The 16,315-nt window shown below is 69.0% G+C and carries 18 protein-coding genes and 1 tRNA gene; 12 read left to right on the plus strand and 7 right to left on the minus strand.

Annotated features, from left to right (window positions below):
* Window positions 1-2: 2 nt before the first annotated feature.
* The 6 genes from leuB (at window position 3) to ASC70_RS19485 (ending at window position 6,031) form a co-directional block, all read left to right on the plus strand.
* Entirely contained in the window at window positions 3-1,055 is a 1,053-nt protein-coding gene (gene leuB, locus ASC70_RS19460; RefSeq protein ID WP_056053452.1) for a 3-isopropylmalate dehydrogenase, read from the plus strand.
* 116 nt (window positions 1,056-1,171) lie between these two features.
* The gene (locus tag ASC70_RS19465) at window positions 1,172-2,980 is read left to right on the plus strand and encodes a methyl-accepting chemotaxis protein (protein ID WP_056053454.1); all 1,809 of its coding nucleotides are present in this window, start codon (window positions 1,172-1,174) and stop codon (window positions 2,978-2,980) included.
* 261 nt (window positions 2,981-3,241) lie between these two features.
* Entirely contained in the window at window positions 3,242-4,861 is a 1,620-nt protein-coding gene (locus tag ASC70_RS19470) for a long-chain fatty acid--CoA ligase (RefSeq protein ID WP_056053458.1), read from the plus strand.
* 88 nt (window positions 4,862-4,949) lie between these two features.
* On the plus strand, window positions 4,950-5,342 hold the full coding sequence (locus tag ASC70_RS19475; protein WP_056053461.1) for a DUF2089 domain-containing protein: 393 nt from the start codon (window positions 4,950-4,952) through the stop codon (window positions 5,340-5,342).
* Window positions 5,342-5,605: a hypothetical protein gene (locus ASC70_RS19480; RefSeq protein ID WP_056053462.1), complete on the plus strand. Its 264-nt coding sequence runs from the start codon at window positions 5,342-5,344 to the stop codon at window positions 5,603-5,605. Before ASC70_RS19475 ends, ASC70_RS19480 begins: the two co-directional genes overlap by 1 nt.
* Window positions 5,606-5,617: 12 nt before the next feature.
* On the plus strand, window positions 5,618-6,031 hold the full coding sequence (locus ASC70_RS19485; RefSeq protein WP_056053465.1) for a hypothetical protein: 414 nt from the start codon (window positions 5,618-5,620) through the stop codon (window positions 6,029-6,031).
* Window positions 6,032-6,037: 6 nt separating this feature from the next.
* Here the strand turns inward: ASC70_RS19485 and ASC70_RS19490 are convergent, their stop codons facing one another.
* Genes ASC70_RS19490 through ASC70_RS19505 form a run of 4 tightly spaced genes read right to left on the minus strand, consistent with a single transcriptional unit; the run spans window position 6,038 to window position 8,343 of the window.
* A complete protein-coding gene (locus ASC70_RS19490; protein WP_056053467.1) occupies window positions 6,038-6,514 on the minus strand; it encodes a GNAT family N-acetyltransferase in 477 nt (158 codons plus the stop codon).
* The gene (locus tag ASC70_RS19495; protein ID WP_056053470.1) at window positions 6,511-6,906 is read right to left on the minus strand and encodes a polyketide cyclase; all 396 of its coding nucleotides are present in this window, start codon (window positions 6,904-6,906) and stop codon (window positions 6,511-6,513) included. The genes ASC70_RS19490 and ASC70_RS19495 overlap by 4 nt, the downstream gene beginning before the upstream one ends.
* A gap of 4 nt (window positions 6,907-6,910) precedes the next feature.
* Window positions 6,911-7,306, minus strand: a complete 396-nt coding sequence (locus ASC70_RS19500) for a PaaI family thioesterase (protein ID WP_056053475.1) — start codon at window positions 7,304-7,306, stop codon at window positions 6,911-6,913.
* Between the two features lie 41 nt (window positions 7,307-7,347).
* Window positions 7,348-8,343, minus strand: a complete 996-nt coding sequence (locus ASC70_RS19505) for an aldo/keto reductase (protein ID WP_056053477.1) — start codon at window positions 8,341-8,343, stop codon at window positions 7,348-7,350.
* Window positions 8,344-8,436: 93 nt separating this feature from the next.
* Here ASC70_RS19505 and ASC70_RS19510 point away from each other — a divergent pair, with 93 nt between their 5' ends.
* Window positions 8,437-9,333: a LysR family transcriptional regulator gene (locus tag ASC70_RS19510; protein ID WP_056053480.1), complete on the plus strand. Its 897-nt coding sequence runs from the start codon at window positions 8,437-8,439 to the stop codon at window positions 9,331-9,333.
* Here the strand turns inward: ASC70_RS19510 and ASC70_RS19515 are convergent.
* Window positions 9,330-9,890 carry a hypothetical protein gene (locus tag ASC70_RS19515; RefSeq protein ID WP_056053717.1) on the minus strand — a complete coding sequence of 187 codons (561 nt, stop codon included), beginning with the start codon at window positions 9,888-9,890 and terminating at the stop codon, window positions 9,330-9,332. The two genes, ASC70_RS19510 and ASC70_RS19515, sit on opposite strands and share 4 nt — an antisense overlap.
* Window positions 9,891-10,112: 222 nt before the next feature.
* On the opposite strand from ASC70_RS19515, the gene ASC70_RS19520 reads away from it, so the two are divergent.
* A complete protein-coding gene (locus ASC70_RS19520) occupies window positions 10,113-10,769 on the plus strand; it encodes a DUF998 domain-containing protein (RefSeq protein ID WP_056053484.1) in 657 nt (218 codons plus the stop codon).
* A 919-nt stretch (window positions 10,770-11,688) separates the two neighbouring features.
* Here ASC70_RS19520 and ASC70_RS19525 read toward each other — a convergent pair.
* Both ASC70_RS19525 and ASC70_RS19530 read right to left on the minus strand, forming a co-directional pair.
* Window positions 11,689-12,123 carry an acyl-CoA thioesterase gene (locus ASC70_RS19525; RefSeq protein ID WP_047413617.1) on the minus strand — a complete coding sequence of 145 codons (435 nt, stop codon included), beginning with the start codon at window positions 12,121-12,123 and terminating at the stop codon, window positions 11,689-11,691.
* 1 nt (window position 12,124) lies between these two features.
* Complete coding sequence (locus ASC70_RS19530; RefSeq protein ID WP_056053720.1) at window positions 12,125-12,361, minus strand: zinc-finger domain-containing protein; 237 nt, start codon at window positions 12,359-12,361, stop codon at window positions 12,125-12,127.
* A gap of 225 nt (window positions 12,362-12,586) precedes the next feature.
* Here ASC70_RS19530 and ASC70_RS19535 point away from each other — a divergent pair, with 225 nt between their 5' ends.
* The 4 genes from ASC70_RS19535 to ASC70_RS19550 all read left to right on the plus strand — a co-directional run bounded on the left by ASC70_RS19535 (window position 12,587) and on the right by ASC70_RS19550 (window position 16,173).
* Window positions 12,587-13,549, plus strand: a complete 963-nt coding sequence (locus ASC70_RS19535; RefSeq protein WP_056053487.1) for an ABC transporter ATP-binding protein — start codon at window positions 12,587-12,589, stop codon at window positions 13,547-13,549.
* Between the two features lie 81 nt (window positions 13,550-13,630).
* Entirely contained in the window at window positions 13,631-14,707 is a 1,077-nt protein-coding gene (locus tag ASC70_RS19540; RefSeq protein WP_162247249.1) for a purine nucleoside permease, read from the plus strand.
* A complete protein-coding gene (locus tag ASC70_RS19545) occupies window positions 14,704-16,020 on the plus strand; it encodes an NCS2 family permease (RefSeq protein WP_056053493.1) in 1,317 nt (438 codons plus the stop codon). The genes ASC70_RS19540 and ASC70_RS19545 overlap by 4 nt, the downstream gene beginning before the upstream one ends.
* Window positions 16,021-16,096: 76 nt before the next feature.
* Window positions 16,097-16,173 (plus strand) — tRNA-Arg (locus ASC70_RS19550).
* The last annotated feature ends 142 nt before the right edge of the window (window positions 16,174-16,315 follow it).

Raw genomic sequence — 16,315 nt, forward strand, 5'->3', positions numbered from 1 at the left:
TCATGTCCACCCTGCTGCTCCTGCCCGGCGACGGCATCGGCCCGGAAGTCTGCGCGCAGGTGCGCCGCGTGGCGTCCGCCCTCACCCCGGACCTCCAGGTCTCGGAAGCCCCCTATGGCGGCGCCAGCTATGACGCCCACGGCATGCCGCTGCTGGACGACGTCCGCGACCAGGCCATCGCCAGCGACGCGGTGCTGATGGGTGCGGTCGGCGGCCCGCAATGGGCCAACGCCCCGCGCCACCTGCGCCCGGAAGCCGGCCTGCTGAACCTGCGCAAGGCGATGGACGTGTTCGCCAATCTGCGCCCCGCCTATTGCTTCGAGGCCCTGGCCGGCGCGTCCAGCCTGAAGACCGAGCTGGTCTCGGGCCTGGACATCATGTTCGTGCGCGAACTGGTCGGCGGCGTCTATTTCGGCCAGCCGCGCGGCATCGAGGACCTGCCGGACGGCCAGAAGAAGGGCTTCGACACCGCCGTCTACACCACCAGCGAGATCGAGCGCGTCGGCCGGGTGGCCTTCGAACTGGCGCGGGGCCGCACCAACAAGGTCCACTCGGCCGAGAAGTCGAACGTCATGGAGTCGGGCCTGCTGTGGAAGCAGGTGATCACCGAGCTGCACGCCCGCGAATACTCGGACGTCCAGCTCGAACACATCCTGGCCGACAACTGCGCCATGCAACTGGTCCGCGCGCCCAAGCAGTTCGACGTCATCGTCACCGACAACCTGTTCGGCGACATCCTGTCCGACGCCGCGGCCATGCTGACCGGCTCGCTGGGCATGCTGCCCTCGGCCGCCCTGGGCGCGCCGGGCAAGCCGGGTCTGTACGAGCCGATCCACGGCTCGGCCCCCGACATCGCCGGCAAGGGCCTGGCCAATCCGCTGGCCGCCATCCTGTCGTTCGAGATGGCCCTGCGCTGGTCGCTGGGCCAGGTCGAGGCGGCCGACGCCCTGCTGGCGGCGGTCAAGAAGACCCTCGACCAGGGCGCCAAGACCAAGGACCTGGGCGGCGCGCTGAGCACGGTCCAGATGGGCGACGCGGTGATTTCGAATCTCTAGTTCGGAAAACTACGTTCTTAACATAACGTTGATATCTGTAGTATCCGCAACAAGTCCTTAAATCTTATCCACGAATTACTCACAGCATCTCACAGGGCTGTTGGGGATTCGTGGATATGCGTTTTCAGGACCTTAGAATACCTGTAAAACTGGGCGTTGCATTCTGTGCTCTGATCATCGCTTCGGCGATTTCGTCGGGCGTGGTGTTCGCCAGTCTCAAGCGTATCGACGAAGCCTCGGTCTCCTCCCAGCGCAGCCTGGCCCTGGCTGGCCAGGCCGAAGAGGTCATGGCGCTGGTGCTGGAGCAGCAGAACGCCCTGCGCGGTTACGTCATCCTGGGCGATCCAAAGTTCGTCGACACCTATGCGCAGGCCAAGAGCAAGTTCGACGCCCGCCTCGACGCCTTCGAGGCCAAGACCACGGTTCCCGAACAGAAGGCCCGTATCGAGCGCCTGCGCGGCGCCATGGCCGACTGGCGGCGCGACATCGGCGAGCCGGCCCTGGCCCTGATGGCCGATCCGGCCAGCCGCGAACAGGCCGGTCAGCTGGCCGGCAAGAAGAGCCTGACCAAGATCCGCGCCATCCAGAAGGAATTGGTGCAGGCCTCCCAGGAACGCGTGGCGATCCGGGTCAAGCAAGCCAAGGCCGCCCAGCGGATGGCGACCTGGTCGCTGCTGATCGGCGGCGCGGCCGCCCTGGCCATCGCCGGCCTGATGGGCTGGCTGCTGTCGGCGGCCATCGGCGCCCCCGTCGCGGCCATGACCACGGCCATGCGCCGGCTCTCGGCGGGCGACCACGACATCGCGGTCCCGGCCGTCGGCCGCAAGGACGAGGTCGGCCAGATGGCCGACGCGGTCGTCGTCTTCAAGAACGCCGCCATCGAGAAGCTGCGCATCGAGGCCGAGGTCGAGGCCCACCGGGCCGCCGCAGAGGCCGAGCGCGCCCAGCGTGAGCGCGAGAAGGCCGCCGAGGCCGAGGCCGACGCCTTCGCCATGACCGCCCTGGCCCAGGCGCTGGATCGCCTGGCGTCCGGCGACCTGACCTTCCGCATCACCGCCCAGCTGGCCCCCAAGACCGCCCGGCTGAAGAGCGACTTCAACACCGCCGCCGACCGCCTGCAGGGCGCCCTGCGCGGCATCAACGGCGCCACCGGCGGCATCCACGCCGGCTCGGAGGAGATCGCCCAGGCCTCGGACGACCTGTCGCGCCGCACCGAGCAGCAGGCCGCCAGCCTGGAAGAGACCGCCGCCGCCCTCGACGAGATCACCGCCACGGTCCGCAAGACCGCCTCGGGGGCCCTGGAGGTCTCCAGCCTGGTCGCCCAGGCCCGCGCCGGGGCCGAGCGCTCGGGGACGATCGTCGAGCAGGCGGTCACGGCCATGAGCCAGATCGAAACCTCGTCGAACCAGGTCAACCAGATCATCGGGGTGATCGACGAGATCGCCTTCCAGACCAACCTGCTGGCCCTCAACGCCGGGGTCGAGGCCGCTCGGGCCGGCGACGCCGGTCGCGGTTTCGCCGTGGTCGCGCAAGAGGTGCGGGCCCTGGCCCAGCGCTCGGCCGACGCGGCCAAGGAGATCAAGACCCTGATCTCGACCTCCAGCCAGCAGGTCGGCGCCGGGGTCGACCTGGTGGCCCAGACCGGCGAGGCCCTGCGCGCCATCGTCGGCCAGGTCGCCTCGATCGACGCCCTGGTCAAGGAGATCGCCGCCTCGGCCCAGGAGCAGTCCACGGGCCTGCACCAGGTCAATGTCGCGGTGAACCAGATGGACCAGGTCGTCCAGCAGAACGCCGCCATGGTCGAGGAAGCCACCGCCGCCACCCACTCGCTGAAGGGCGAGGCCGGCGAGCTGGCGGTGCTGGTCAGCCGCTTCCAGGTCGGCTCGGCCGAGGTCGGCGCGGTCGAGCGGGCGCGAGCGGCCTAGCCTTCGAAAGCAAAACACCGCCTCCCTGGGCCTTGTGCCCGGGGCCCATCGTTCAGGGACGACGGCGCCGAACACGCGCGCGCCCACGATGCCGCAACCGCCCGGCGTCGCCGCGCCTGGCCGCACCCTGGATCCTGGGCACAAGGCCCAGGAAGGCGGGATTGGCGGAGCGTTTGCGGGAAGCCTTCTCTCCACGCCCGCTTCCACTTACCAGCGATCACGTTCTACGCTCCTCCCAACGACAAGAGTTGGGAGGAGCGGATGACACCGGGCCTGATGCAGACCCCGCCGCTGATGATCAGCGGCATCCTCACCTATGCGGCCCAGGCCCATGGCGCGCGCGAGATCGTCTCCCGCCTGATCGACGAGCCCCTGTGGCGCTACGACTATGCGGACCTTGGCCGGCGCGCGGCCCGGGCGGCGCACGCGCTGAAGCGCCTGGGCGTGACCTCCGGCGACCGCGTCACCTCCCTAGCCTGGAACACCCACCGGCACCTGGAGCTGTTCTACGCCGTGCCCGGGATCGGGGCGGTGCTGCACACGGCCAATCCGCGCCTGTTCGACGAGCAGATCGTCTACACGATCAACCACGCCGAAAGCACGGTGCTGTTCTTCGACCGTAATTTCGCGGCCCTGGTCGAGCGGATCGCGCCGCAGCTGACGACCGTGAAGACCTTCGTCATGCTGTCCGACGCCGAGCGGACCCTTCCCGGATCGGTGGGCGCGATCAGCTACGAGACCCTAATCGCCGGCGAGCCCGAGACGATTGACTGGCCCAGCTTCGACGAGAACGCGGGGGCTTTCCTCTGCTACACCTCGGGCACGACGGGCGATCCGAAAGGGGTGCTCTATTCGCACCGGGCGGTGGTGCTGCACGCCATGGCGGGAGGCTTGAACAGCGCCTTCGGCTTTACCGCGTTCGACGTGGTCATGCCCTGCTCCAGCCTCTATCACGCCACCGCCTGGGGCCTGCCGTTCAGCGCGCCGCTGTGCGGGGCCAAGCTCGTTTTGCCCGCCGACAAGATGGATGGCGCCTCGCTCCACGCCTTGATCGAGGGCGAGGGCGTGACCTTCACCGGCGGGGTGCCGACTATCTGGACGATGTACCTGGCCTGGCTGGAGAAGAACGACGCTTCGCCGACGACGCTCAAGCGGGTGGTGATCGGCGGCAGCGCCGTGCCGCGCGCCATGGCCGAGGCGTTCAAGCGCCTCTATGGCGTCCAGACCCTGCAGATCTGGGGCATGACCGAGACCTGTCCGATCGGCGTCGTCGCCACCCCCACGCCCGCCCTCGCCGCCCTGGGCGAGGCGGCGATGGACGAGGCGATCTGGACCCGCCAGGGCCGGCTGCAGTTCGGCATCGAACTGAAGGTCGAGACCGAGGACGGCGCCGACGCGCCCCGGGACGGCGAGACCTCCGGGGCCCTGCTGGTGCGCGGCCCCTGGGTGGTCCGGCGATACTTCCGCCAGGCGGCCGACGCCGCCCGCGCCGACGGCTGGTTCGACACCGGCGACATCGCCACCCTCGACACCAACGGCTTCATGCGCATCACCGACCGCCAGAAGGACGTCATCAAGTCGGGCGGCGAGTGGATCAGCTCGATCGACCTGGAGAACGTCGCCGTCGGCTGTCCCGGCGTGAAGGTCGCCGCCGTGATCGGCGTGCCGCACCCCAAGTGGGAGGAACGGCCGCTGCTGGTCATCGAGGCCCACGAGGGCGTGACCGTGACCAAGGCCGCCGTGCTCGACTACCTGGCCCCGCGCATCGTCAAGTGGTGGACCCCCGACGACGTGGTCTTCGCCCCGGTGCCGCTGACCGCTACGGGCAAGATCGACAAGAAGGTGCTGCGCGAGGCGTGGAAGGGGCATCTGAGTGGGTAGATTCAGGCCGAGCGCGGTATAAGTTCAAGATACTTGACTCCGTAATTAATTTTATTAAGTTCGTGATCAAGAAACTGGATCTCGAACGATGACGCGCGCCCCCACCGACTGGCAGGATTTGACCCGACTGACCGGCGGCGACACGTTCGTCGTCGAACGCGTGCGACTGACCGGCAAGGACATCGCCATCGAGGGCGCCTTCGCCCTGCCGCGGCTGGCCAACCTGACCGCCGAGGACCAGGTGTTCGTCGCCGCCTTCGTGCGTAGCCACGGTTCCATCAAGGACATGGAGCAGCTGTTCGGGGTCAGCTATCCGACCGTGAAGGCGCGGCTGAACCGCATCGCCGCCAGCCTGGAATTCATCGACGAAGCCCCGCCGCCGCCCGTCGCCGCCGATCACTCCGAAGTGCTGGCGCGGCTGGAGCGCGGCGAGATCTCGGCGGAGGCGGCGATCGCCGCCCTAGAGCAAGGAACGCGCTGATGGCCCTGGTCGGAACCGTCCTGCCGCCCCTGCCCGCCCGTCGCCGGACGGCGGTGCGCCTCTGGCTGCCGCTGACTCCGCTGTGGATCGTGCTGGCCCCAGTCGCCTTGGTCCTCGCGCCGCTGACCCTGCTGGTTCCAGCCTGCCGCCACATGCGCCCCTATCGCGCCGCCCTGAGCCTGGGTGCGGTGCTGCTGAGCCTCTCCGGCACGGACGTCGAGGTCGACGCCCATCACACGCTCGTCCGCATCCGCATCTTCTGAAGGAAAACCGCCATGAACCCCGATCGCCTTCGCATCCTGAAGATGCTGTCCGACGGCAAGCTCTCCGCCGAGGAGGCCGAGCGCCTGCTGGACGCCTTGAACGCGTCGTCCGCGACCGGGCCCGCCCCGCTGGCGGCCGCCCCGCCTCGTTATTTCCGGGTGTTGGTCGACACGATCGACGGACAGGGCCCGACCAAGGTCAATATCCGCGTACCGATGCAGCTGTTGCGGGCCGGCGTGCGGCTCAGCGCCCTGATCCCGCCGGCCGCTCGCGACGAGGTCAACGCCGCCATGGCCAGCAAGGGCCTGCCGTTCGACATCAACCAGCTCAAGCCCGAGAACCTGGACGAGTTGGTCGCCAGCCTGAGCGAGCTGACCGTCAACGTCGACCGCGACGACACCCGCGTGCGGGTGTTCTGCGAATAGGCGCTCCTAGAACCTCAGCCGCCAACTCTCCGACACCAGGTCCGCGCCGAACCCGTCATACGGCCAGCTGTCCTCCAGCACGAAGCCGGCGGCGGCGTAGAGCTTGCGGGCGGGCAGCAGGTTGGCCTGGGTCCACAGCACGACCTCGGCATAGCCGGCGTCCCGCGCGAACCCCAGGCAGGCGGCGATCAGGGCCTGGCCGACGCCCAGGCCGCGCGCCGACGGCTCGACCAGCAGCAGGCGCAGGCGGCCGACCGCGTCGCTCTCGCGCGCCAGCAGGATCGAGCCGACCTTTTGGCCCTCATGCTCGGCGATCCAGCAGGCCTCGCGGGCCGGGTCGTGGGTCTTGACGTAGTCGGAGACCACGCCGGCCACCACGCCCTCGAACCGGTGATCCCAGCCCTGCTCGGCGGCGTAGAGCGCGCCGTGGCGCTGGACGATCCAGCCCAGGTCGCCGGGCGCGGGCGGACGCAGGGCGATCATACTTCCAGCAGCGCCTTCAGCTTGGCGAGGTCGCGGGCCACCGCCGCCGCGTCACGGTCGAAGGCCGCGTCGTCGTACAGGGTCGGCGGCCGGTAGAGGGTCATGCCGACCTCGGCCCCCTCGCCATTGGCCACCACCCGCAGCGGCATGTAGAGCTCGGTCCCGTCCGCCAGGGTCACCCAGTGGTCGAGCACGCCATAGGGGTTCTCCGGCGAGAACCGCACCGTCACGTCGCCGCCAGGGCCGTGGGCGATCCAGTGATCGCCGTCCCGGGTCAAGCCCGAGGCCAGGCCCGCCGCCCACTTGGGGAAGTTCTCCGGCTTCCAGGCGAAAGCGTAGACCTCCGCCGCCGGCCTGTGGATCCGGATGCTGATGTGCCGGGACTCGAACATGCGTCTACTCCACCGTCATCTGGGTCTGGGTGACCACCGCCACGAGCTTGCCGTCTTCCGTCTCGAGCCGCGTGGTCCAGACGCTGGAGCGGCGGCCGACATGCAGCGGGGTCGAGGTCGCCACGACCGTGCTCCCCACCTTGGCCGAGCCGATGAAGTTGGTCTTGCTCTCCAGCGTCGTGGTGCGCTTGCCCTCGGGTGTCGACAGGAAGGCGCCGATGGCCCCCAGCGTGTCGGCCAGGGCCATGGCCGCGCCGCCGTGCAGGATGCCGCCGGCGGTGCACAGGTCGGGCCGAACGACGAGCCGCCCCTCGACGCGGTCGGGGGCGGCGTGGGTCACCGACACGCCCATCAAGGCGGCGAACGGCAACAGGTCGAGGTCGAAGACGGGCGTGCTCATAGGAGCATCTGACGCCCGTCTCCTCGCGTCATGCAAGAGGCTCAGCGCTCGCTGTCGAGGTGGGCCATCATCGCCTCGGCGTAGCGCGTGCCCGCCACCGCCTCGGCCGGCACGGCGGCCTCGATGGCGGCTAGATCCTCGGGCGTCAGATTCACCGCCAGCGCGCCCAGGGCCTCGGCCAGCCGGTCCCGACGGCGGGCCCCGATCAGCGGGACGATGTCGTCGCCGCGTGAGGCCACCCAGGCGATGGCGGCCTGGGCCGTGGTCACGCCCTTGCTCTCCGCGACGCCGCGCAGGGCCTCGGCGAGCGCCAGGTTGGCGTCGAGGTTTTGGCCGGCGAAGCGCGGGCTCATGGCCCGGAAGTCGCGGCCGACCTTGCCGCTGTCCTTGGTCCAGTGACCGCTGATCAGGCCGCGCGACAGCACGCCATAGGCCGTCATGCCGATGCCCAACTCGCGCAAGGTCGGCAGGATGTCGGCCTCGACGCCGCGCGAGATCAGCGAATACTCGATCTGCAGGTCGACGATCGGCGCCACCTTGGCGGCCCGGCGGATCGTCTCGGAGCCGACTTCCGACAGGCCGATGTGGCGGACATACCCGGCCTGGACCATCTCGGCGATCGCCCCGACCGTGTCCTCGATCGGCACGTCGGGATCCAGGCGCGAGGGCCGGTAGATGTCGATGTAGTCGACGCCTAGGCGCTTGAGGCTATAGGCCAGGAAGTTCTTGATCGCGGCGGGACGGCCGTCATAGCCCAGGAACTGGCCGACCGGGTCGCGCAGGGCCCCGGTCTTGACGCTGAGCACCAGCTTGTCGCGCTTGTGGCTCTTCAGCGCCTCGCCGATCAGCATCTCGTTGTGGCCCATGCCGTAGAAGTCGCCGGTGTCGATCAGGGTGATCCCGGCCTCGACGGCGGCGTCGAAGGTGGCCAGGCTCTCGGCCCGGTCGCTGGGGCCGTACATGTCCGACATGCCCATGCAGCCGAGGCCGAAGGCGGAAACGACGGGGCCGGTCTTGCCGAGTTGGCGGGTTTTCATGGGGGTTCTCCGGTTGGCGGAGCGGGTTATGCGCTCGATCGCTTCGTGCGATAATCCATGCAAGTCCGCACGGGCCGTTCTGGATTTCGCACAATGCAGCAAGCCGACTTCGCCGATCTCGACGCCTTCACCGCCGTGGCCCGGTCACGCGGCTTCCGCGCCGCCGCCGCCCTGCGCAACGTCTCGGCCTCGTCGCTGAGCGAGGCGATTCGGCGACTGGAGACGCGGCTGGGCGTGCGCCTCCTGAACCGCACCACCCGCAGCGTCACCCCCACCGAGGCGGGCCAGAAACTGCTGGAGCGTCTGTCCCCGGCCCTGGCCGATGTCGCCCTGGCCCTGGACGAGGTCAACGCCTTCCGCGACAGCCCGACCGGGACCCTGCGCCTGAACGTGCCGGTGGTGGTTGCCAAGGTGATGATGCCGCGCCTGATCCCGAGGTTCCTGGCCCAGAACCCCGGCGTCGCCGTCGAGATCGTCGCCGAGGACAATTTCATCGACGTGCTGGCCGCCGGCTACGACGCCGGGGTCCGCTACGACGAGCGGCTGGAGAAGGACATGATCGCCGTGCCGCTGTCGGGCCCCCAGCGGTTCGTCGTCGTCGGTTCCCCGGCCTATTTCGTCGCCCACGGCCGGCCGACCCATCCGCGCGACGTGCTGGACCATGCCTGCATCCGCCACCGCTTCGCCAGCGGCGTGTCCTATCCCTGGGAGTTCGAGAAGGACGGCGAGGTCATCCGCCTGGATCCGCCCGGCCGGTTGACCACCACCGACGCGGACCTGAAGCACGCCGCCTGTGAGGCCGGTGTCGGGCTGTTGGCCACCTTCGAGGACTTCGTGGCCGAGGCGGTCGCGGCCGGGCGGCTGGAGGCGGTGCTGGAGGACTGGCTGCCCCCGTTCACCGGCCCCTATCTCTACTATCCCAGCCGCCGGCACATGCCCGCGCCGCTGCGAGCCTTCGTCGATTTCGTCAAGGCCGAGCGGGGCGCTTAGGCTTCCGCCGCCTTGCGAAACAACCCGGCCGAGGCCAGCCACAGGGCCGCGAAGATCACGGTCACGCCGATCACGTCGCGCGGCCAGGCCTGACCCTCGGCGCCCAGGTCGCCGACCAGGGCGATGATCATGATCGCCACCTGGGCCAGCGCGGCGGCGCCCATGGCGTGAGCCATGCCGGCTGGCTTGAGCCGCGCCATCGCCGCTCCGCCGATCCCGATCAGCAGCACGCCGGCGTACATCAGATTGGCCGCGTTGGCCTCGGAGCCGATGATCCCGACCGCGCCGGTAACCAGCACCAGCAGCACGGACGCGAGCAGGGCCAGGCCGACGGCGGCGCGATAGGCCACGCTGCCCGACTTCCAGGTCACGAACTCCAAGACCAGGCCGGACCCGATCAGCAGGCCGCCGAACAGGCCGAAGTCGAACAGCGTCCACTTCACCTCCTCGGTGAATTGCATCGCCACCCACGGCGTCGCGATCAGGGCCGCCACTGCCGACCAGGCGGCGATCCGCCAGCCGTTGGCCAAGCCGCCGCGTTTCATGGTGTCGTTCATCGTCATCCCCGTCTGCCCCGTTTGAGTAAGGCGGACAGCTTGGCGCGCTCGGCGGTGAGCGGCATGAGCGAATTGTGAGGTCTTGCTGAAAAGTGGCGTGCGAGGCTTGTCGCGCCTTTTGATGACAGGGCCGGGGTTGCATCGCGCCCCCGCACCTTGTGTTCTTCACCACCCCGCCTGGCTCAAGGCATGGCCGGTCACGTGGGCACGAGGGGAAAGCGCATGCAGCGCCTTGCAAGTGTCGATCGCCGACCACAGCGTCTGGCCGAGGTCGCCATCGCGTGTTTTGGCTATTTCGTCGTCGCGCTGCTCCTGCTGCATGTCCTGCGGCCGGACTACACGCCGATCGACCACATGATCAGCGACTATGCGGTCGGACGTCTGGGCTGGGTGATGACGACGGCCTTCGTCGCGCTGTCGGCGGGCTGCCTGACGCTGGGACTGGGCATGGCCCTGGCCGGCCCCAAGGCCTTGGCGGGGCGGGCGGCGGTGCTGCTCCTGTGGGTCGCGACGGTCGGCCTGTTGACCTCGGCGATTTTTCCCACCGACCTGGAGGCCGCGCCCACGACACACACGGGCGACATCCACACCGCCAGCTTCCTGATCAATGTGATCAGCGTCATCCTGTGCGCGGCGCTCTTCGCCATCGCCTTTCACCGAAGCGACGAGTGGCGTGGCTATCGATGGACCGGCCTGGCGCTGGCCATCGTCTTGCTCGCGGCCTTCATCGCCCAGTTCCTGACCCTGCATCGGGGCGCGCCCTACGGGCTGACGAACCGTCTGTTCGTCGCCGTGATGATGGCCTGGTTCGTGACGACCGCGATGCGGCTCCGCCGGACCGTCATGGTTCGACAAGCCGCCATGACGCCCTTGGCGTAGCTGGAGGCCCGGCCGACCCTGCGATCGTCTCGCCGTGAGATGTAAGGAGGGCTCCTTCTCTGGGGGAGAAGAGGTCTCACACAAGCGAGGCCGTGCTCCGTAGAATCCCTCTCTCATGGAGAGAGGGAGGGGCCCGCCGCGTAGCGGTGGGAGGGTGAGTGGGTAGGCGAAGCCCCTGGACGATCTTGGCGCTGTCGAGGGACTCAGTGCCGGCACGCCGGTTGAGGGTGTAACCACTCACCCTCCCACGCCTGCGGCGTGGGCCCCTCCCTCTCTCTCAGAGAGAGGGATTTTCGCGGGCGACCACGGGGATTGGGTGCGCTGTATCCCCGGTGTTCGCGAGATCGAATCCAGCGATATCAACCACTTCTCACTTTTACACGCCTCTGAATGATCCGCGTTGAATCCCGTTGCACAATCATAACCGTCCCCGTCGCAAGGGGAGGGCGCTTGGATCCGGCCCGAAGCGGCGATGGGGATAGGCTGAGCGGGGTCGCCGTTGGGTCCCCGGCTGGCTCGTCAGGNGTCCCCGTCGCAAGGGGAGGGCGCTTGGATCCGGCCCGAAGCGGCGATGGGGATAGGCTGAGCGGGGTCGCCGTTGGGTCCCCGGCTGGCTCGTCAGGCTACGTGGCTTACTCTTTAGGAGCGCACGTGGGTGGCGGACTTGTCGGGACAAGGCCGAGCGGCGGAGCGACAGGGCGGTGATCGTACAAGCCGCCTATCGTGGATCGCCGAGCTGGAGACGGAGTAGCCGATCCAGTTGGTCCACGCCCGTCCGGGGGGGCAGAGAACAGCCTGGCGGAGCGGTAAGCGAGCCGAAACGCACACAAACACCCACGGTCATCCGGGTTCGCCCGGCCGCTCCGTCGCCTCCCCACCAACTTCAGCGGCGAGCCGCGTGAGGCGGAGACGCCGTGACCTAAACCGGCAACGGCCGAGGCTTGCGGTGCTCGTCGATGGCCACGAAGGTGAAGACGCCCTCGGTCACCTTGTGGGCCTGCTCGCCGTCGCGGCGGCGGCGCCAGGCCTCGACGGCGACCTTCAGCGAGGTGCGGCCGGTGTGGACGACCTTGGCGAACAGGCTGACCTCGTCGCCGACGAACACCGGGCTGATGAAGGTCATGCCGTCGATGGCGATGGTGGCGCAGCGGCCGGCCGCGCGGTGGAAGGCTATCGAGGCCGCGGCCAAGTCCATCTGCGACAGCAGCCAGCCGCCGAAGATGTCGCCTTCGGGATTGGTGTCGGACGGCATGGCGATGGCGCGCAGCACCGGCGCCTCGTGCGGCCATTGGGCCTTTTCCCAGGCCTTGGCCAAGGTTTCGGCGCGCTCTTCCGGCGAGATCGCGTCGGTCAAGCTAGTGGCCGCCGGCGCCTTCGTAGACGCCCGGCGCCAGGATCTCGTTCTCGTCGCCCACGGCCGTCGAGGCCACGAAGCGGCGGTCGCAATAGGAGCAGTCGACGAAGCCCGCCGCGCCCATCTCCAGCCAGACGCGCGGATGGCCCAGCGCCCCGCCGACGCCGTCGCAGGCGATGCGGTGCGAACGGACCATGATCGTCTCGGGGGCGGGACCGGCATTGGCCAGCGTGTCCATGGCGGTTGGAACCGTCGCGGGCTCGGCCGTCGCCGAACCGGGCAGGGCGTCGAGAGCGGAGGTGGACTTGGCCTTGCGCGCCATGGGCGAAACCTTCGAATTCAGACCGTGGCCTTGGCGTGGCCGCGAACGAGGCATACCTATGCGACGCCGGAAGGCGCCGTCAATCGACGCGCGCCTCATACGGCGTTTCCCGGCCCCGCCGAACACCGCTTTGGACGTTTCATGGACCTGCCCGCCTACGCCATCGAAGCCGAAGGCCTGTACAAGACCTATGCCGGCACCAAGACCTCGCCGGAAAAGCGGGCGCTGAACGGCATCGACCTGAAGATCCCGCGCGGCTCGATCTTCGGCCTGCTGGGCCCCAACGGCGCGGGCAAGTCGACCTTCATCAACATCCTGGCCGGCCTGGTGCGCAAGAGCTCGGGCACGGTGCGGATCTGGGGCCGCGACATCGACCAGCGGCCGCGCGACGCCCGCGCCGCGATCGGCGTGGTGCCGCAGGAGCTGGCCGCCGACGTCTTCTTCACCCCGCGCGAGTCGCTGGAGGTCCAGGCGGGCTTCTACGGCGTGCCCAAGAACGAGCGCCGCACCGACGAACTGCTCAACGTGCTGGGACTGGGCGACAAGGCCAACGCCTATGTCCGCCAGCTGTCGGGCGGCATGAAGCGCCGCCTGATGGTCGCCAAGGCCATGGTCCACCAGCCGCCGGTGCTGATCCTCGACGAGCCGACCGCCGGGGTCGACGTCGAGCTGCGCCGCCAGCTCTGGCAGTACGTGCAGGGCCTGAACCAGCTGGGCGTCACCATCGTGCTGACCACCCACTACCTGGAAGAGGCCCAGGAGCTGTGCGACGAGATCGCCATCGTCAACCGCGGCGAGGTGGTGGCCTGCGAGCCGACCGCCACCCTGCTGCGCCGGATGGACAGCCGCAACGTCGTCGTCACCCCCGACGACCCGGTGACCACCGCCCCGGCCCTGGCCGGCTTCGACACCAAGCTGCGGGCCAACGGCGCCTTCCAGGTCAGCTATCGCACCGGCCAGTCCAGCGTCGAGCAGGTGCTGGCGGCGGTGCGGGCCAGCGGCGTCCACATCAAGGACATCGCCACCGAGGACCCCGATCTGGAGGACGTCTTCCTGGCCCTGACCTACGGCGACCCGAACGCATCCGATCCGACCAAGGACTGATCACGCGGCGAACCTTCGCGCTTTCCAGGCGAAGGTCGCTTGCCAGCCTCTGCGGCGCGCGCCAGCTTCGCCGCGAATTCGGTGCGGAGGGGCGTGATGGCGATGCGGATCCTGGGACTTGTGGCGGCTCTTTGGCTTGGCGTGGCGGGCGTCTCGCCCGCGGCCCACGCCGAGACCAAGCCGATCCCGATCAAGGTCGTGGTCCTGGCCACCTTCGAGATCGGCGAGGTCACCGGCGACCGGCCCGGCGAGTTCCAGCCCTGGGTCGAGGGCGTGCCTCTGACCCAGACGATCGACGTCCCCGGTCTGCGCCATCCGGCCCGCTACTCGCCCAAGGACGGCGTGCTGGGCGTGATGACCGACATGCGGGCCAGGGCCCGCGAGAGCGTCGCGGCCCTGATCCTGTCGGGCCAGTTCGACTTCTCGAAGACCTATTGGGTCGTCGCGGGCATCGCCGGGGTCGATCCCAAGGTCGCCTCGATCGGCAGCGCCGCCTGGGCCCGCTACGTCGTCGACGCCGACCCGATCTACGAGGTCGACGAGCGCGAGATCCCGGCCGACTGGCCCTACGGCCTCTATTCGCTGGACACCGACCGCCCCAACGTCAAGGGCTCGGCCAAGGGCTCGTCCGGCATGGTCTGGGCGCTGAACGGACGGCTGGTCGACTGGGCCCACGGCCTGACCGAGAAGACTCCGATCCCGGACTCCCCTGCCCTGGCCGCCCTGCGCGCGCCCTATGCCGGCGAGCTCAACGCGCTGAGGCCGCCGTTCGTCCTCAAGGGCGACGCCCTGGGCGCGACCCGCTTCTGGCACGGGGCCAAACGCACGCAATGGGCCGAGGACTGGGTGAAGCTTTGGACCGATGGCGCGGGAACCTTCACCATGACCGACTGCGAGGACCAGGGAATCCTCGACGTGCTCGACCTCTACGCCAAGGCCGGCAAGGTCGATTTCGAAAGGGTCCTGGTGCTGCGCACGGCCAGCAACTATTCGCGCCCGCCGTTGGGCGCCCCGACCTTCCCCCGCGCCTTCCACGGCGAAGGGGCGATGGCGGCGTTCGACTCGGCCTATCGTGTGGGCTCGGTCGTCGTCCGCGAGCTGGCGGGGCATTGGGACCGGTACGAAACGGCGACGCCAAAAGGGGAAATGGCGAAATGATCGAGCGGATGTTCAAGCTCTCGGCCCAGGGGACCTCGGTGCGCACCGAGGTGCTGGCCGGCTTCACCACCTTCCTGACCATGGCCTATATCGTCATTGTCAACCCGACGATCCTGGGCCAGGCCGGCATGCCCGTCGCGGCCGTGGCGGCGGCCACCTGCCTGGCGGCCGGCTTCGGCAGCATCCTGATGGGCCTGATCGCCAACTATCCGATCGCCCTGGCGCCGGGCATGGGGCTCAACGCCTATTTCACCTTCACCGTCGTCAAGGGCATGGGCGTGCCGTGGGAGACCGCCCTGGGCTGCGTCTTCCTGTCGGGCGTCGCCTTCCTGATCCTGACCGTGGCGGGCATCCGCCAGTTGATCGTCGGGGCCATTCCGCGTCCGCTGTTCTCGGCCGTGGCCGCCGGCGTCGGCCTGTTCATCGCCTTCATCGGCCTGAAGGAGGCCGGCATCATCGTCGCCGACCCGGCCACCACCGTGGCGCTGGGCGACCTGACCAAGCCGACCGCCGCGCTCGCCATTCTCGGCCTCGTCGTCATGGGCGGGCTGATGGTCTGGCGGGTCAAGGGCGCGATCCTGATCGGCATTCTGGTGGCCGCCGTCGCGGGCTGGGCCCTGGGCCTGGCCAAGATCGTTCCCGGCGACTATGGCCTGGCCGCCCTGACCGCCACCGCCTTCAAGCTCGACGTGCCGGCCGCCCTGCACATCAACGGCGCGATGGGCGTGGCCATGGCGGAGATCATCTTCGTCTTCCTGTTCGTCGACCTGTTCGACAATGTCGGCACCCTGGTCGCGGTGACCAAGAAGGCCGGCCTCGTGCAACCCGACGGCACGATCCCGCGCCTGAACCGCATCCTGACCGCCGATTCGATCGCCACCATCGGCGGCTCGCTGGCGGGCACCTCGACCGTCGTCAGCTATATCGAGAGCGCCTCGGGTGTCGCGGCCGGCGGCCGCACCGGCCTGACCGCCATCGTGGTCGGCCTGCTGTTCCTGGCCACCCTGTTCTTCGCGCCGTGGGTCCAGGCCATCCCGGCCGCCGCCACGGCTCCGGCCCTGATCATCGTCGGCTCGATGATGATCGGCGCCCTGGCCGACGTCGACTGGGAAGATCCCGGCGTCGCCATCCCCGCCTTCCTGACGGTGATCGCCATCCCGCTGACCTTCTCGATCGCCAACGGCCTGGCGTTCGGGATCACAGCCTATGCGGGCCTGACCCTGCTGCGCGGCCAGGCCAAACCGAAGGACTGGCTGCTGTTCGTGCTGGCCGCCCTGTTCGTCGCCCGCTTCATCTACATGGGCGCGTCTTGACCGCTCCAAGACCGTTTGCGCACGCGCCGCCTTTCGGCTAAGACCCGCTTCCCGCCTGGGTCCACTTAGGCCGGATGCACCCGTAGCTCAGCTGGATAGAGCGTTGCCCTCCGAAGGCAAAGGTCACACGTTCGAATCGTGTCGGGTGCGCCAGCGCGGCTGGTTTTCCTAGAAATTCCGACCGTCCCGTCGGCTCTCCGCGAGAGCGTGGCGTAGGCTTTTCGGTCGGTCGCCGACTGCTCCGGCCGGTCGTGGCAAATTGCCGCGCTGCCATAGGTTGTCTTATTTACCCTAA

The organism is Caulobacter sp. Root343, assembly GCF_001425745.1.
Lineage (GTDB): Bacteria > Pseudomonadota > Alphaproteobacteria > Caulobacterales > Caulobacteraceae > Caulobacter.

Coding starts and splice junctions, on each gene's coding strand:
- leuB (WP_056053452.1), top strand. CDS start 3: ATGTCCACCCTGCTGCTCCTGCCCGGCGACGGCATCGGCCCGGAAGTC.
- ASC70_RS19465 (WP_056053454.1), top strand. CDS start 1,172: ATGCGTTTTCAGGACCTTAGAATACCTGTAAAACTGGGCGTTGCATTC.
- ASC70_RS19470 (WP_056053458.1), top strand. CDS start 3,242: ATGACACCGGGCCTGATGCAGACCCCGCCGCTGATGATCAGCGGCATC.
- ASC70_RS19475 (WP_056053461.1), top strand. CDS start 4,950: ATGACGCGCGCCCCCACCGACTGGCAGGATTTGACCCGACTGACCGGC.
- ASC70_RS19480 (WP_056053462.1), top strand. CDS start 5,342: ATGGCCCTGGTCGGAACCGTCCTGCCGCCCCTGCCCGCCCGTCGCCGG.
- ASC70_RS19485 (WP_056053465.1), top strand. CDS start 5,618: ATGAACCCCGATCGCCTTCGCATCCTGAAGATGCTGTCCGACGGCAAG.
- ASC70_RS19490 (WP_056053467.1), bottom strand. CDS start 6,514: ATGATCGCCCTGCGTCCGCCCGCGCCCGGCGACCTGGGCTGGATCGTC.
- ASC70_RS19495 (WP_056053470.1), bottom strand. CDS start 6,906: ATGTTCGAGTCCCGGCACATCAGCATCCGGATCCACAGGCCGGCGGCG.
- ASC70_RS19500 (WP_056053475.1), bottom strand. CDS start 7,306: ATGAGCACGCCCGTCTTCGACCTCGACCTGTTGCCGTTCGCCGCCTTG.
- ASC70_RS19505 (WP_056053477.1), bottom strand. CDS start 8,343: ATGAAAACCCGCCAACTCGGCAAGACCGGCCCCGTCGTTTCCGCCTTC.
- ASC70_RS19510 (WP_056053480.1), top strand. CDS start 8,437: ATGCAGCAAGCCGACTTCGCCGATCTCGACGCCTTCACCGCCGTGGCC.
- ASC70_RS19515 (WP_056053717.1), bottom strand. CDS start 9,890: ATGAACGACACCATGAAACGCGGCGGCTTGGCCAACGGCTGGCGGATC.
- ASC70_RS19520 (WP_056053484.1), top strand. CDS start 10,113: ATGCAGCGCCTTGCAAGTGTCGATCGCCGACCACAGCGTCTGGCCGAG.
- ASC70_RS19530 (WP_056053720.1), bottom strand. CDS start 12,361: ATGGACACGCTGGCCAATGCCGGTCCCGCCCCCGAGACGATCATGGTC.
- ASC70_RS19535 (WP_056053487.1), top strand. CDS start 12,587: ATGGACCTGCCCGCCTACGCCATCGAAGCCGAAGGCCTGTACAAGACC.
- ASC70_RS19545 (WP_056053493.1), top strand. CDS start 14,704: ATGATCGAGCGGATGTTCAAGCTCTCGGCCCAGGGGACCTCGGTGCGC.